The organism is Pseudomonas sp. PS01298 (assembly GCF_029959745.1).
GTDB classification, from domain to species: Bacteria; Pseudomonadota; Gammaproteobacteria; order Pseudomonadales; family Pseudomonadaceae; genus Aquipseudomonas; species Aquipseudomonas aylmerensis.
Genome location: NZ_JASCPP010000034.1, coordinates 1 through 12,231 on the forward strand (window position 1 = coordinate 1; position 12,231 = coordinate 12,231).

Below are 12,231 nucleotides of genomic sequence, written 5' to 3' on the forward strand. Positions count from 1 at the left end.
CGCGAATGCGGTGGGTCAGCCTAAGACTCAGTGACTGACACACCGCATTCGCGAGCAAGCCCGCTCCCACACTTGATCTTCACAAAACCTTGCTACTCATTCGGCTTACTTAAGTAAGCCGGGAAAAAACAATAAGAAAGGGATTCCATCATGCCTAGCGAACCGAATAGCGCTCCGGCGTCCGGGTCTTCCGTCGACTTCGAAAAAGTCGACTCCCAATACTTCCAACAACGCGAACTTAAAAAAGGCGCTGCCGGCTGGGTCCTGCTGGTCGGCCTTGGCGTTGCCTATGTAATCTCCGGCGATTACGCCGGCTGGAACTTCGGCCTGGCCCAGGGTGGCTGGGGCGGCATGTTTCTCGCCACATTGCTGATGGCCACCATGTACTTGTGCATGTGTTTTTCCCTGGCCGAATTGTCGTCCATGATTCCTACCGCCGGCGGCGGCTACGGCTTTGCGCGCAGCGCCTTCGGCCCCTGGGGCGGGTTCCTCACGGGCACCGCCATCCTCATTGAATACGCGATTGCCCCCGCCGCCATCGCGGTGTTTATCGGCGCTTATTGCGAGTCGCTGTTCGGCATCGGCGGCTGGATGATTTACCTGGCGTTCTACATCATCTTTATCGGCATCCACATTTTTGGTGTCGGCGAAGCCTTGAAGTTGATGTTTGTGATTACCGCCATCGCCGCGATTGCCCTCGGCGTGTTCCTGGTGTCGATGGTGCCGCACTTCAATGTCGCCAACCTGCTGGACATCCCGGTCACCGAGGCCAAGGGTGCCAGCACCTTCCTGCCGTTCGGCTACGTCGGCGTGTGGGCCGCGATCCCCTATGCCATCTGGTTTTTCCTCGCGGTGGAAGGCGTGCCACTGGCCGCCGAAGAAACCAAGAACCCCAAGCGCGACCTGCCACGCGGCCTGATCGGCGCCATTGTGGTGCTGACCAGTTTTGCCTTGTTGATCCTGGTGATTGCCCCGGGCGGCGCCGGCACCTATGCGCTGGTCAAATCCGGCAACCCGCTGGTCGAGGCGCTGGCGCTGTCGTACGGCGGTTCGACCTGGATGGGCAGCTTCGTCAACCTGGTCGGCCTGGCTGGGCTGATCGCCAGCTTTTTCTCGATTATCTACGCCTATTCACGGCAGATCTTCGCCTTGTCTCGCGCCGGCTACCTGCCGCGCAAGCTGTCACAGACCAACAAGAGCAAGGCCCCCGTGCTGGCGCTGGTGATCCCCGGCATCATCGGTTTCGGCCTGTCGCTGACCGGCCAGGGCGACTTGCTGATCCTGGTGGCGGTGTTCGGCGCGACCATTTCCTACGTGCTGATGATGGCCGCGCACATCACCTTGCGCATCCGTCGCCCCAAAATGGACCGTCCGTACCGCACGCCCGGCGGCATCTTCACCTCCGGCATTGCCCTGGTGCTGGCCTGCGTGGCCGTAGTGGCGGGCTTTCTGGTGGATCCACGGGTGGTGATTGGCGCGGCGATCATCTATGGAGTATTAATTGCTTACTTTGCTTTCTACAGCCGGCATCACTTGGTAGCAGGCACGCCCGAAGAGGAATTCGCGGCGATCCAGGCCGCAGAGGCCGCCTTGCACTGATAGCCGTAAACCTCGACGCGGGTTCGATTCTCACATCGGGCCCGCGTCATCCAGGAGACACTGTATGGCAAGCTTTTCCCACGCGGTGGGTGCACAGACCTACCGCTTCGACAGCCTCAAGGACGTGATGGCCAAGGCCAGCCCCGCGCGTTCCGGGGACTTTCTCGCCGGCGTCGCCGCGCAGAACGACGGCGAACGTGTCGCGGCGCAAATGGCGCTGGCGAATATCCCGCTGAAGCACTTCCTCGAAGAGGTGCTGATCCCCTATGAAAGCGACGAAGTCACCCGGCTGATCATCGACACCCACGATAAACAGGCGTTTGCCGCGGTCAGCCACCTGACCGTCGGCGGCCTGCGCGACTGGCTGCTCAGCGACGCCGCCGATGAACAAAGCCTACGCGCCCTGGCGCCGGGGCTGACCCCGGAAATGGCCGCTGCCGTCTCCAAAATCATGCGCGTGCAGGACCTGGTGCTGGTGGCGCAGAAAATCCGCGTGGTCACCCAGTTTCGCGGCACAATGGGTCTGCGCGGACGCCTGTCGACGCGGCTGCAGCCCAACCATCCCACGGATGAACCGGCCGGCATTGCCGCGAGCATCCTCGACGGCCTGCTCTACGGCAACGGCGACGCCATGATCGGCATCAACCCGGCCACCGACAGCATCGCCTCGATCTGCGCCATGCTCGAGATGCTCGACGCGATCATCCAGCGCTACGAAATCCCGACCCAGGCTTGCGTGCTGACCCACGTCACCACTTCCATCGAAGCCATCAACCGGGGCGTGCCGCTGGACCTGGTGTTCCAATCGATTGCCGGCACCGAAGCGGCCAACGCCAGTTTCGGTATCAGCCTGAGCGTGCTGCAGGAAGGTTACGACGCCGGCTTGAGCCTGAATCGCGGCACCCTCGGGCAGAACCTGATGTATTTCGAAACCGGCCAGGGCAGCGCCTTGTCGGCCAACGCGCATTTTGGCGTCGACCAGCAAACCTGCGAGACGCGTGCCTACGCCGTGGCCCGGCATTTCAAGCCATTTTTGGTGAATACGGTCGTAGGATTTATCGGCCCGGAGTACCTGTACAACGGCAAGCAGATCATCCGCGCCGGCCTCGAAGATCATTTCTGCGGCAAGCTGCTCGGCGTGCCGATGGGCTGCGACATCTGCTACACCAACCATGCCGAAGCCGACCAGGATGACATGGACACCCTGCTGACCCTGCTGGGCGTGGCCGGGATCAACTTCATCATGGGCATCCCCGGTTCCGACGACATCATGCTCAACTACCAGACCACCTCCTTCCACGACGCCCTCTATGCCCGGCAAACATTGGGTTTAAAGCCGGCGCCGGAGTTTGAACAGTGGCTGGCGAAAATGGGCATCTTCACGCAAGCCGACGGCAAGGTGCATTTCGGCAACAGCCTGCCACCGGCGTTTCGCCACGCCCTGGCGCAACTGGGATGAAGGAGCCGCCCGTGCAACTCGACCTGCCTGACAACCCCTGGCTCGAACTGCGCCGCCTGACGCCGGCGCGCATTGCCCTCGGCCGCACTGGCACGAGCATTCCCACCGGCGCACAACTGGACTTCCAGTTTGCCCACGCCCAGGCGCGGGACGCGGTGCACCTGCCCTTCGACCATGGCGGCCTCAGCAGCCAGCTGGCCGAGCGCGGACGTGACAGCCTGCTGCTGCACAGCGCCGCCGTTGACCGCCATACGTACCTGCAACGCCCGGACCTGGGTCGGCGCTTGAGTGACGAGTCGGCCCAATTGCTGCGCGATCATGCATCGGCCAACCCCGGCGGCGTCGACTTGGCAATCGTGGTAGCCGACGGCCTGTCGGCACTGGCGGTGCATAAACATACCCTGCCGTTTCTTACACGTATGGAGGAACAGACCCACGCCGAAGGGTGGTCACTGTCACCGGTGATTCTGGTGGAACAGGGCCGCGTGGCGGTGGCGGATGAGATCGGGCAATTGCTCGGTGCGAAGATGGTGGTGATCCTGATCGGCGAGCGGCCTGGGCTCAGTTCGCCGGACAGCCTGGGCCTGTACTTCACCTACAACCCCAAGGTCGGTCTCACCGATGCCTATCGCAACTGCATCTCCAATGTGCGCCTGGAAGGGTTGAGTTATGGCATGGCGGCCCATCGCCTGCTGTACTTGATGCGAGAAGCGTGTCGCCGGCAGCTGTCGGGGGTCAATCTGAAGGATGAGGCGCAGGTTCAGACCATTGAATCCGACGACCCTGACCTGATGAAAGGCAATTTCCTACTCAGCCCGCCCACGGACTGATACCGGCACGATTGCGCTTTTTCACGCCTTTAGGCAGCATCGAGTTACGGCCGCGTGTGTGGTCATACCCCATTTGGAAGTTGAGGCCTGGCATGCGGATCACTCAAGCGACCCTGGAACACCTGGACCTGTTGACCCCGTTGTTCGTCAAATACCGCGAGTTTTATGGGGCCCTGCCCTTCCCGGATTCCTCGCGCGCCTTCCTCGAAAAACGCCTGCGCCGCAAAGAGTCAGTGATTTACCTGGCCCTCGCCGACGATGACGACAAGAAGTTGCTTGGGTTTTGCCAGCTGTATCCAAGCTTTTCGTCACTGTCGCTCAAGCGCGTATGGATCCTGAATGACATCTACGTCGCCGAGGACGCTCGTCGCCAACTGGTGGCGGACAACTTGATGCGCACCGCGAAGAAAATGGCCAAGGAAACGCAGGCCGTGCGGTTGCGGGTGTCGACCAGCAGTGACAACGAAGTGGCGCAGAAGACCTACGAGTCGATCGGGTTTCGCGAGGACACCGAGTTCAAGAACTACACATTGCCGATCAGCGAAGATTGACCCCAAACCCCACAAATCCCCTGTAGGAGCGGGCTTGCCGGCGATGGCATCACCTCGGTCTCACTGAAACACCGAGGTGTCTGCATCGCAGGCAAGCCAGCTCCCACAAAGGCCAGCGGCGACAATCGGACATTCGATAACATTCAGACCGTAACCCAGCCTTTGTGCGACATCCCCCGCTACAAAACCAACAGGCTTTTCACAGCTCAATCCGTATAATGCGGACCTTTCAGGGTTGTAAGAAATGCGGCATACACTTGTAGCCTTACTTACCCGAGCTTCCGCACAGGCCTGCTGAGTCGGGCCATTCACACAGGTGCCATCCATGGATTTCAACCCGCTTGACCTTATCCTGCATCTCGACGTCTACCTCGACCTGCTGGTAACCAATTACGGTCCGTGGATCTACGCCATTCTGTTTCTGGTGATTTTTTGCGAAACCGGCCTGGTGGTCATGCCATTCCTGCCGGGTGATTCGTTGCTGTTTATCGCGGGTGCCGTGGCGGCAGGCGGCGGTATGGACCCGGTATTGCTGGGCGGCCTGCTGATGCTCGCAGCGATTCTCGGCGACAGCACCAATTACGTGATTGGGCGAACGGTCGGCGAACGCTTGTTCAACAATCCGAACTCGAAAATCTTCCGCCGCGACTACCTGCAGAAAACCCACGACTTCTATGATCGCCATGGCGGCAAGACCGTGACGCTGGCGCGCTTCCTGCCGATCCTGCGCACCTTCGCACCGTTCGTCGCCGGCATCGCGAAGATGCCTTACGCACGTTTCTTCGGTTTCAGCGTACTGGGCACCATCCTCTGGGTGGGCGGCCTGGTGACCCTGGGCTACTTCTTCGGCAACGTGCCGTTCATCAAGAAAAACCTGTCGCTGCTGGTGGTGTTCATCATTCTGCTGTCGCTGGTGCCAATGATCATTGGTGTATTCCGCAGCCGTTTTGGCCGCGCATCCTCCGAAGCCAAGCCGCACTGACCGGCAATGTGGTCCCTCAGCGCCTGGCGCCGCCGGCGCCTGCTGGCCAAGCACCCGATTGCCGATGACACCTGGCAGCGGGTGCGCCACCACCTGACCTTCCTCGACGGCCTCAGCGCCGAGCAGGACCAATGGCTGCGCGAAGCCTGCGTGGTGTTCCTCGCCGAAAAACACCTGACCGCCCTGCCCGGCGTCGAACTGCACCAGGAACAACGCCTGCTGCTCGCCGCCCAGGCGCAATTGCCGCTGATGAACCTGGGCGATCTCGACTGGTATCAGGGCTTCCATGAGATCGTGCTGTATCCCGACGACTTCGTCAGCCCCCAGCGCCATCGCGACAGCAGTGGCATCGAACACGAGTGGGACGGCGAACACAGCGGCGAAGCCTGGCAGCAAGGCCCGGTCATCCTCGCCTGGCCCGGCGTGCTGGCCAGCGGTCAGTGGGAAGGCTACAACCTGGTGATCCACGAGCTGGCGCACAAGCTCGACATGCTCAACGGCGATGCCAACGGCCTGCCGCCGCTGCATCACGACATGCGCGTGCAGGAATGGGCCAGCGTGATGCAGAGCGCCTTTGATGACCTCAACCGTCAACTGGACGCCAACCCGGACGTCGAGACCGAGATCGACCCCTATGCCGCCGAGAACCCGGCGGAATTCTTCGCGGTCACCAGCGAATATTTCTTCAGCGCCCCGGATTTGCTGGTCAACAGTTATCCACAGGTGTACGCCCAACTCAGCCGCTTTTACCGCCAGGATCCGCTGGCCCGCCTCGTCCAACTGCAAGCCAGCGACCCACGCTATCAGCCGCAGGACGAATAACCGTACGACGTCTGGCGCATGGCATCGGCGGCGGAATATGCCTATAATCGCCGCCACTTTTAGGCCAATCCGGCCAAGTTTCTTGGCCAATTAACGGGGGCAACGCCCAATGAGCTACAGCAAGATTCCGGCTGGCAAAGACCTGCCGAACGACATCTACGTCGCCATCGAGATTCCGGCCAACCACGCGCCGATCAAATACGAAATCGACAAAGACAGCGACTGCCTGTTCGTTGACCGTTTCATGGCCACCCCGATGTTCTACCCGGCCAACTACGGTTTTATCCCTAACACCCTGGCCGACGACGGTGACCCCCTCGACGTGCTGGTGGTCACCCCTTACCCAGTGACCCCAGGCTCGGTTATCCGCGCCCGTCCAGTCGGTATCCTGAACATGACCGACGATGGCGGCGGCGATGCCAAAGTTATCGCAGTACCCCACGACAAGCTGTCCCAGTTGTATGTGGACGTGAAGGAATACACCGACCTGCCGCCGCTGTTGCTGGAGCAGATCAAACACTTCTTCGAGAACTACAAAGACCTCGAAAAAGGCAAATGGGTGAAGATCGACGGTTGGGGCAACGCAGACGCCGCCCGCGCCGAGATCCTGAAGTCGGTCGCTGCCTACAAAGGCTGATACCGACTCCTCATTGCCTCAGCAATTGAAAAAGCCCCGATTATTCGGGGCTTTTTTTGTGGGGAAAATTAAACTCAAAGTTGAACACTTTATAAACGCTGTTTAAGTTAATTAACCATCGGAAGTATCAGACTACAACTAAGTAAAAACCTACGTCCGCCAGTCAACGCATAGTTTATTTGATCTGTTTTTCCGACCAGTAAACTTGCGTTTATGAATACATCAGGTGACCGCTTAAAAGCGCTACTGCGGGAAGTTCATCTTTCCGCCTCCGACTTCGCCAAGAACCGTGGTGTCACGCCTCAACACGTGAACAACTGGTTCAAACGCGGTGTACCCATGGGCCGACTCAACGAGATCGCAGAACTGCTGTGCATCTCCAGCCGTTGGCTACGCACCGGCGAAGGCCCCAAACACCCACCGGCCAACTTCCTGCTGGAAGGCCCGGACGCCAGGAAAGGACTCCCTGCCCGCGAAGAAACCGGAAAATACCTCACAGGCCCCGCCTGCCGCCCGGAAAAAATCGACGTGGAGATCGCCCTCCACGCTTCATTCACCTCCACCGAATGCATCCGTATCTCACTGCAGACCCTGCAAGCCCTCAACGTCAACGCCGACCGCGCGCTGGGCGCCTACATGGTCGACAACAGCATGATCGACATCATCCAGCAAGGCGCCACCCTCGCCATCGACAAAGGCCGCACCCAAATCATCGATGGCGAAATCTACGCGGTCGAACACGACGGCATGCTGCGCATCAAATACCTCTACAACCGACCCGGGGGTGGCTTGCGCATGCGCAGCCACAACGCCAGCGAACACCCGGACGAATACCTCACACACGAACAGCGGTTCGAGCAGAACTTCACCATCGTGGGCTGGGTGTTCTGGTGGTCCACCCTGAACAACCGCCGACCGGTGCCGCTGGACGAACACCTGCTGGGCTGGGAAGGCTCTAAATCGGATCCGGAGGTGGGCATTTGAAGTGAATGTGGGTATCATGCGCCGCACATTTGGCAGGGGGTGGCTTTGCGCTATCCACCTTGCCTGGCGAAGCGGAGGAGTTCCCGCGGATGCCCCTACTATTCAGCCAGACGCGATGTTGGCTGAGCGATTTGAAGGCTGGTGAGGTTTGTCAAAAACAAGCTGAGGCAGTCCCCGAGAAGCCGGCCACAAGCCGGCTTTTTAATTGTTCGAAATAATCCTATCTCATCCGAGAACCTACCTGATAGCTTAGCTATTACGGGGCTTCCTGGCGTCTCCCTGTTCGATGGCATTCAATTCCATTCGACCTCATCCGACGATGAAGTGGGGGTACAAATGTGGGGACAAAAGGGACGAGAGGGGAAATCCAATGGGTAAGTTAAATCCGAAACAAATCGAAAACCTGACCAAACCCGGCACCTATGAAGATGGTGATGGGCTGCGGTTGGTCGTCAAACCTACCGGACGTAAATCCTGGATACTTCGCTTCCAATTGGCAGGCCGTCGCAGGGAAATGGGCTTGGGCTCATATCCAGACGTTAGCCTCAAGAAAGCCAGGCAAGACGCCAGCAACAAACGAACCCAGTTGAGCGATGGTGTCGACCCTCTAGCCGCTCGCGACATCGAACGCGCTGCTCAGCGCGAAGCACAACGAACCAGTGAGGGGAAACAGTTAAAATTCGAGACACTCGCGAAGGAGTACTGCGAGGCACACGGAGGCACTTGGTCAGATAAATGGCGCAAAGGTTGGCTGCGGAAGCTGGAGCTGTATGCGTTTGACCACATCGGCAAACTTTCAGCTGAGGAGATTAGTACCCCTCAGGTGCTCAAAGTGCTGCAACCCATCTGGATCACCAAGACCAGAACCGCTGACGAGGTACGCGGGCAGATTGAACAAGTACTGGACGCGGCCAAGGCACGCGGCCTACGCGAAGGTGAGAACCCTGCTCGCTGGCGTGGTCACCTAGACAATCTGCTGAGTCGTGTTGAAAAGAAGACGGCTCGAAAACGAAATCACTTTGAAGCCTTGCGCTGGCAGGACGTACCAGCGTTGATGACCAAACTCCGCGCAAACAACGAGCCGGCGTCGTTGGCGGCTCAGTTGCTAATAATGACCAGCGCACGCGCCCATATGGTGAGGTTCGCTCGGTGGGATGAGTTTGATTTGGACGCAGGAATTTGGTCACTGCCTGCTGAGCGAATGAAGATGCGCGTCGCATTTATCGTACCGCTCGCGGAAGAAGTCGTGACACTGGTGAAGAGCATTCCACGAGTTGAAGGAAGCCCCTTTCTATTCCCAGGCCAGGGCAAGTCAGGGGTCATGCACGCAAACGCCATACGCACGCTCCTACACGGCATGGAGTACAGGCACGTCACCCGACATGGCTTTCGATCCTCATTTCGAGACTGGGCCGGTGAATGCACTCACTACCCACGGGAGATTTGCGAGATGGCGCTGGCGCATGATGAGCGAGATCAAACTGAAGGGGCGTACTCGCGTTCAAACTTCCTTGATAAGCGTCGCGCACTGATGATGGACTGGGCCAAACTCTTGCTCTCTAATCCAATTGGGCAATAAGCCAACGAGATGAAAATATGCTATTTGAAAAGCTTTCAAATAAATCACAAACAGATTTGATTTTCGATACATGGCAGTCTCTTCATCTGACCTACGAAAGTATCTTTGGCAACACCCACTTCGATGAATTCATTAGCGCCATTAAGGACGGAATGAACAAGGGAGACATCACTGAGGAGGTACTTAATGACCAGAGGCTACTGCATATAGCCTCTGATCAAGCGAGTCCGGAGTTCCCATTTCTTTATTCTTGTGTTTTATGCATACTCGCAGAACAAGCCATTGATAATGAAGACTCGCACCGTGCCTGGCCTTTAATCGTACAGGCTAGCGCGAGCTCTGAGGCCGCTGCACTGCATGCTTTTTATAAGTCGCATATAGACTCCCCTTCCGAGCTTAATCAGCGCAGGGCGTATGCTGGCGCAGAGGCAAGAAAGGCAAAATTCCAGCCTGCGAAAGATTACGCAATAAAGCTTCTGAAAGAAAAACGGCCAAAAAACGGCTGGGGTGATTTCACTGACGCCGCCAACTCGATTAAAAAGGAGCTGACTGATTTTATCGAAGATCAAAGAATAAGCCTATCAAAAGACCTTATCGTCAATACACTCAAAAGGTGGCTTAAAGATGATGAGGACTTCCGAAAGGCCGTCGATGCAATTATAAATACAACGACTAAGCAATAGCCTCACCACCTTCACTTGCGGGCGCTCCTCTGGGGCGACCTCTCTTCTTCAGTGGCTTTTTAGGCATCTCACCACGACCAAAGGTTCTAGCTCGACCCTCAGTCGCAATGCGCATGTAATATTCAATTTTGGTTAGATAAATAGCTGCTTTCTTCAAGTTTTCCCGCATGCCTTTATCAGAGTGCTCAACCATCCCAATACCACAAGCACGATAAACGTTCTTTCTGCGATTACAATTATAGTAGACACCTTGCCCTTTTGTCGCATTCTCAACCCAAAGCTCACCGATGATCTTACCCCAAACAATATCCTCACGCAGCTTAGAACCATCCAAGAAAAACATGCAGTGATAATGAAATGATTTAGACAAGCCGAACTCCAGCTTCCAAGCATGTCCTAAAAACGTTGTAGGAGGCACCCGCGCCCTTAATAATCGCAAAAACCTCTCTCTATGTTTCTTAACATCTTCAAACTGTAACCCTTCTCGAAAATGGCGTTGGACTACAGATTTTGAATACCCCAAATCAACTCTCAAAACCAAAAGCCGGGACCGCTCTTCGAAAACGGCATCTATATAGCTAATCAGGCTCTTATGGTTTTTATTGGACAGTCGTCGATGACTGCTTATTTCATTTTTGAAATCTTTGCTTTTAACTGCCCTCCTTAATCTTTCGACAACCCGATTCAACGAGTCTATTAGAACCAATAAATCACCATCGAATGATTGCGCCTTTCTTAAGCTGTGAAATGCTTGGGCGTGCTCCTCCACAGACTCAAAAAAAGCTTTCACAAAAGGGTTAAAGTCGTGGATAGGATAATATTTATCTATTACCTCTTTCGCCCAGATGTTCGTCAACAACCTCTCTCCCATTTTCGTTGCAGCGAACCTTGCCCGTCCTCGCATATCCTTTTGATAAAAACAGACTTCATCGCTTGTTGATATTTCTCGAGCTAACGATTCGATGTCTCTGATCTTCAGTACCGCACTCCGTTCGCCACCAACAGACATAACGCCAGTGTCATTACTGTCGAAATATGACGCAGTGCTTTCAAGCATTGCCGCCTCGATATGTTTAAGTTCTTTAGCTTTCATTTAAATTCTCAATTCAATACGCTACGACGCCTGTGCTTGTTAGCACAGTCTTATGCCGTGACAGTTCTTGAACCATGGTTCTTGAATGACCATGACTCGGACAGATAGAATTCATTACATTCTGCCAGTACTCATATTGCTGACCGTATCAGTGACACCAATTGGCTACAGCACCAATGCTACCAAAAGCAATAACACCCAACGATGCTGACTGATTAGAATGTTAGTTAGACAGTCAACTACAACGCCAATGAAACTAGTCAACTACAATGCTAAGCATGCTAATAACAAAGACTCCAGAATCTTCTCGTTAGCTCACCACGAGAGAGTCAGGCAATAGAAAAACCCCCATCAAGCATTCCCCCGCAATAAACGTCTCTTCGCAGTTCACTTTCACTATCGAGTTAGTGCGAAAGATTGGTCAATCAATTAATGGCTTACGGTACACGCGCCAGCGACCTTAGACATGATCCATTCATTGACGTTCTCCTCAAGCCAGCCCACAGCGGAGCTTCCAATTTTAAAAGGCTTGGGGAAAGTGCTGTCGTACCGTGGAGAGTTAGGGTTCATCCAGTCATAAATAGTAGAACGCGATACGCCAATACGTATCTGCATCAGCTTCATGCGAATGACTCGAAATTCCGTGTGACCTTTTGCGTCCATCATCAAACCCCTTCAGTCAAATTGGCTACCGAGCCGACTATATAGGGTCTAGCCCGGACAGCCAGGGAAGGTGCTTTACGTAAAATAATATGCAAAGCAAATGCACCCCTATTTCCGGTTGTAAGAACCAACTCAACCAAACAAAAAGAACTAACTGACACCAGCGTTGGAGAACCAAGTCGACAGCTTTCCCTACATCAATAATGAATTAATAATGTGTTTTTAATAACCATATCGCATAAGACAAATTTTCGGAATCTGCAACTCTTCAGTGTACTTATCTAAATATTTCTCAAATATATATTACCAACTTGAACCATCAGGTTTCTTTCCACAAAGCAACTCCAGC

The 12,231-nt window shown here is 55.6% G+C and carries 12 protein-coding genes; 10 read left to right on the plus strand and 2 right to left on the minus strand.

All coding sequences use genetic code 11. From position 1 onward, the window contains the following. Nucleotides 1–150 precede the first annotated feature (150 nt). From eat to QMX97_RS14240, 10 genes are all read left to right on the plus strand, one after another. The gene (gene eat / locus QMX97_RS14195; RefSeq protein ID WP_065910034.1) at nucleotides 151–1,599 is read left to right on the plus strand and encodes an ethanolamine permease; all 1,449 of its coding nucleotides are present in this window, start codon (nucleotides 151–153) and stop codon (nucleotides 1,597–1,599) included. Nucleotides 1,600–1,663: 64 nt separating this feature from the next. After that, on the plus strand, nucleotides 1,664–3,058 hold the full coding sequence (locus QMX97_RS14200) for an ethanolamine ammonia-lyase subunit EutB (RefSeq protein ID WP_282397105.1): 1,395 nt from the start codon (nucleotides 1,664–1,666) through the stop codon (nucleotides 3,056–3,058). Further along, nucleotides 3,055–3,888 (plus strand): ethanolamine ammonia-lyase subunit EutC, encoded by an 834-nt coding sequence (gene eutC, locus QMX97_RS14205; protein ID WP_106802526.1) that lies wholly within the window; start codon nucleotides 3,055–3,057, stop codon nucleotides 3,886–3,888. The genes QMX97_RS14200 and eutC overlap by 4 nt, the downstream gene beginning before the upstream one ends. A gap of 92 nt (nucleotides 3,889–3,980) precedes the next feature. Then, nucleotides 3,981–4,439 carry a GNAT family N-acetyltransferase gene (locus QMX97_RS14210; protein WP_065910028.1) on the plus strand — a complete coding sequence of 153 codons (459 nt, stop codon included), beginning with the start codon at nucleotides 3,981–3,983 and terminating at the stop codon, nucleotides 4,437–4,439. A gap of 325 nt (nucleotides 4,440–4,764) precedes the next feature. Next, the gene (locus QMX97_RS14215; protein WP_065910026.1) at nucleotides 4,765–5,421 is read left to right on the plus strand and encodes a DedA family protein; all 657 of its coding nucleotides are present in this window, start codon (nucleotides 4,765–4,767) and stop codon (nucleotides 5,419–5,421) included. Nucleotides 5,422–5,427: 6 nt separating this feature from the next. Next, nucleotides 5,428–6,243, plus strand: a complete 816-nt coding sequence (locus QMX97_RS14220; protein ID WP_065910024.1) for a M90 family metallopeptidase — start codon at nucleotides 5,428–5,430, stop codon at nucleotides 6,241–6,243. A 109-nt stretch (nucleotides 6,244–6,352) separates the two neighbouring features. Then, nucleotides 6,353–6,880 carry an inorganic diphosphatase gene (gene ppa / locus QMX97_RS14225; protein WP_003219382.1) on the plus strand — a complete coding sequence of 176 codons (528 nt, stop codon included), beginning with the start codon at nucleotides 6,353–6,355 and terminating at the stop codon, nucleotides 6,878–6,880. A 213-nt stretch (nucleotides 6,881–7,093) separates the two neighbouring features. Further along, complete coding sequence (locus QMX97_RS14230; protein WP_213554262.1) at nucleotides 7,094–7,864, plus strand: S24 family peptidase; 771 nt, start codon at nucleotides 7,094–7,096, stop codon at nucleotides 7,862–7,864. A gap of 370 nt (nucleotides 7,865–8,234) precedes the next feature. Then, nucleotides 8,235–9,443: an integrase arm-type DNA-binding domain-containing protein gene (locus QMX97_RS14235; protein WP_282397106.1), complete on the plus strand. Its 1,209-nt coding sequence runs from the start codon at nucleotides 8,235–8,237 to the stop codon at nucleotides 9,441–9,443. A 17-nt stretch (nucleotides 9,444–9,460) separates the two neighbouring features. Further along, the gene (locus tag QMX97_RS14240; protein WP_282397107.1) at nucleotides 9,461–10,126 is read left to right on the plus strand and encodes a hypothetical protein; all 666 of its coding nucleotides are present in this window, start codon (nucleotides 9,461–9,463) and stop codon (nucleotides 10,124–10,126) included. Here the strand turns inward: QMX97_RS14240 and QMX97_RS14245 are convergent. Both QMX97_RS14245 and QMX97_RS14250 read right to left on the minus strand, forming a co-directional pair. After that, entirely contained in the window at nucleotides 10,116–11,219 is a 1,104-nt protein-coding gene (locus tag QMX97_RS14245; RefSeq protein ID WP_282397108.1) for an inovirus-type Gp2 protein, read from the minus strand. The genes QMX97_RS14240 and QMX97_RS14245 overlap by 11 nt on opposite strands. A 429-nt stretch (nucleotides 11,220–11,648) precedes the next feature. Next, entirely contained in the window at nucleotides 11,649–11,885 is a 237-nt protein-coding gene (locus tag QMX97_RS14250) for an AlpA family phage regulatory protein (protein ID WP_348775367.1), read from the minus strand. Nucleotides 11,886–12,231 lie beyond the last annotated feature (346 nt).

Bases quoted from the DNA above. Each gene is read 5' to 3' on its own strand.
- eat (WP_065910034.1), top strand. From the start codon at position 151: ATGCCTAGCGAACCGAATAGCGCTCCGGCGTCCGGGTCTTCCGTCGAC.
- QMX97_RS14200 (WP_282397105.1), top strand. From the start codon at position 1,664: ATGGCAAGCTTTTCCCACGCGGTGGGTGCACAGACCTACCGCTTCGAC.
- eutC (WP_106802526.1), top strand. From the start codon at position 3,055: ATGAAGGAGCCGCCCGTGCAACTCGACCTGCCTGACAACCCCTGGCTC.
- QMX97_RS14210 (WP_065910028.1), top strand. From the start codon at position 3,981: ATGCGGATCACTCAAGCGACCCTGGAACACCTGGACCTGTTGACCCCG.
- QMX97_RS14215 (WP_065910026.1), top strand. From the start codon at position 4,765: ATGGATTTCAACCCGCTTGACCTTATCCTGCATCTCGACGTCTACCTC.
- QMX97_RS14220 (WP_065910024.1), top strand. From the start codon at position 5,428: ATGTGGTCCCTCAGCGCCTGGCGCCGCCGGCGCCTGCTGGCCAAGCAC.
- ppa (WP_003219382.1), top strand. From the start codon at position 6,353: ATGAGCTACAGCAAGATTCCGGCTGGCAAAGACCTGCCGAACGACATC.
- QMX97_RS14230 (WP_213554262.1), top strand. From the start codon at position 7,094: ATGAATACATCAGGTGACCGCTTAAAAGCGCTACTGCGGGAAGTTCAT.
- QMX97_RS14235 (WP_282397106.1), top strand. From the start codon at position 8,235: ATGGGTAAGTTAAATCCGAAACAAATCGAAAACCTGACCAAACCCGGC.
- QMX97_RS14240 (WP_282397107.1), top strand. From the start codon at position 9,461: ATGCTATTTGAAAAGCTTTCAAATAAATCACAAACAGATTTGATTTTC.
- QMX97_RS14245 (WP_282397108.1), bottom strand. From the start codon at position 11,219: ATGAAAGCTAAAGAACTTAAACATATCGAGGCGGCAATGCTTGAAAGC.
- QMX97_RS14250 (WP_348775367.1), bottom strand. From the start codon at position 11,885: ATGATGGACGCAAAAGGTCACACGGAATTTCGAGTCATTCGCATGAAG.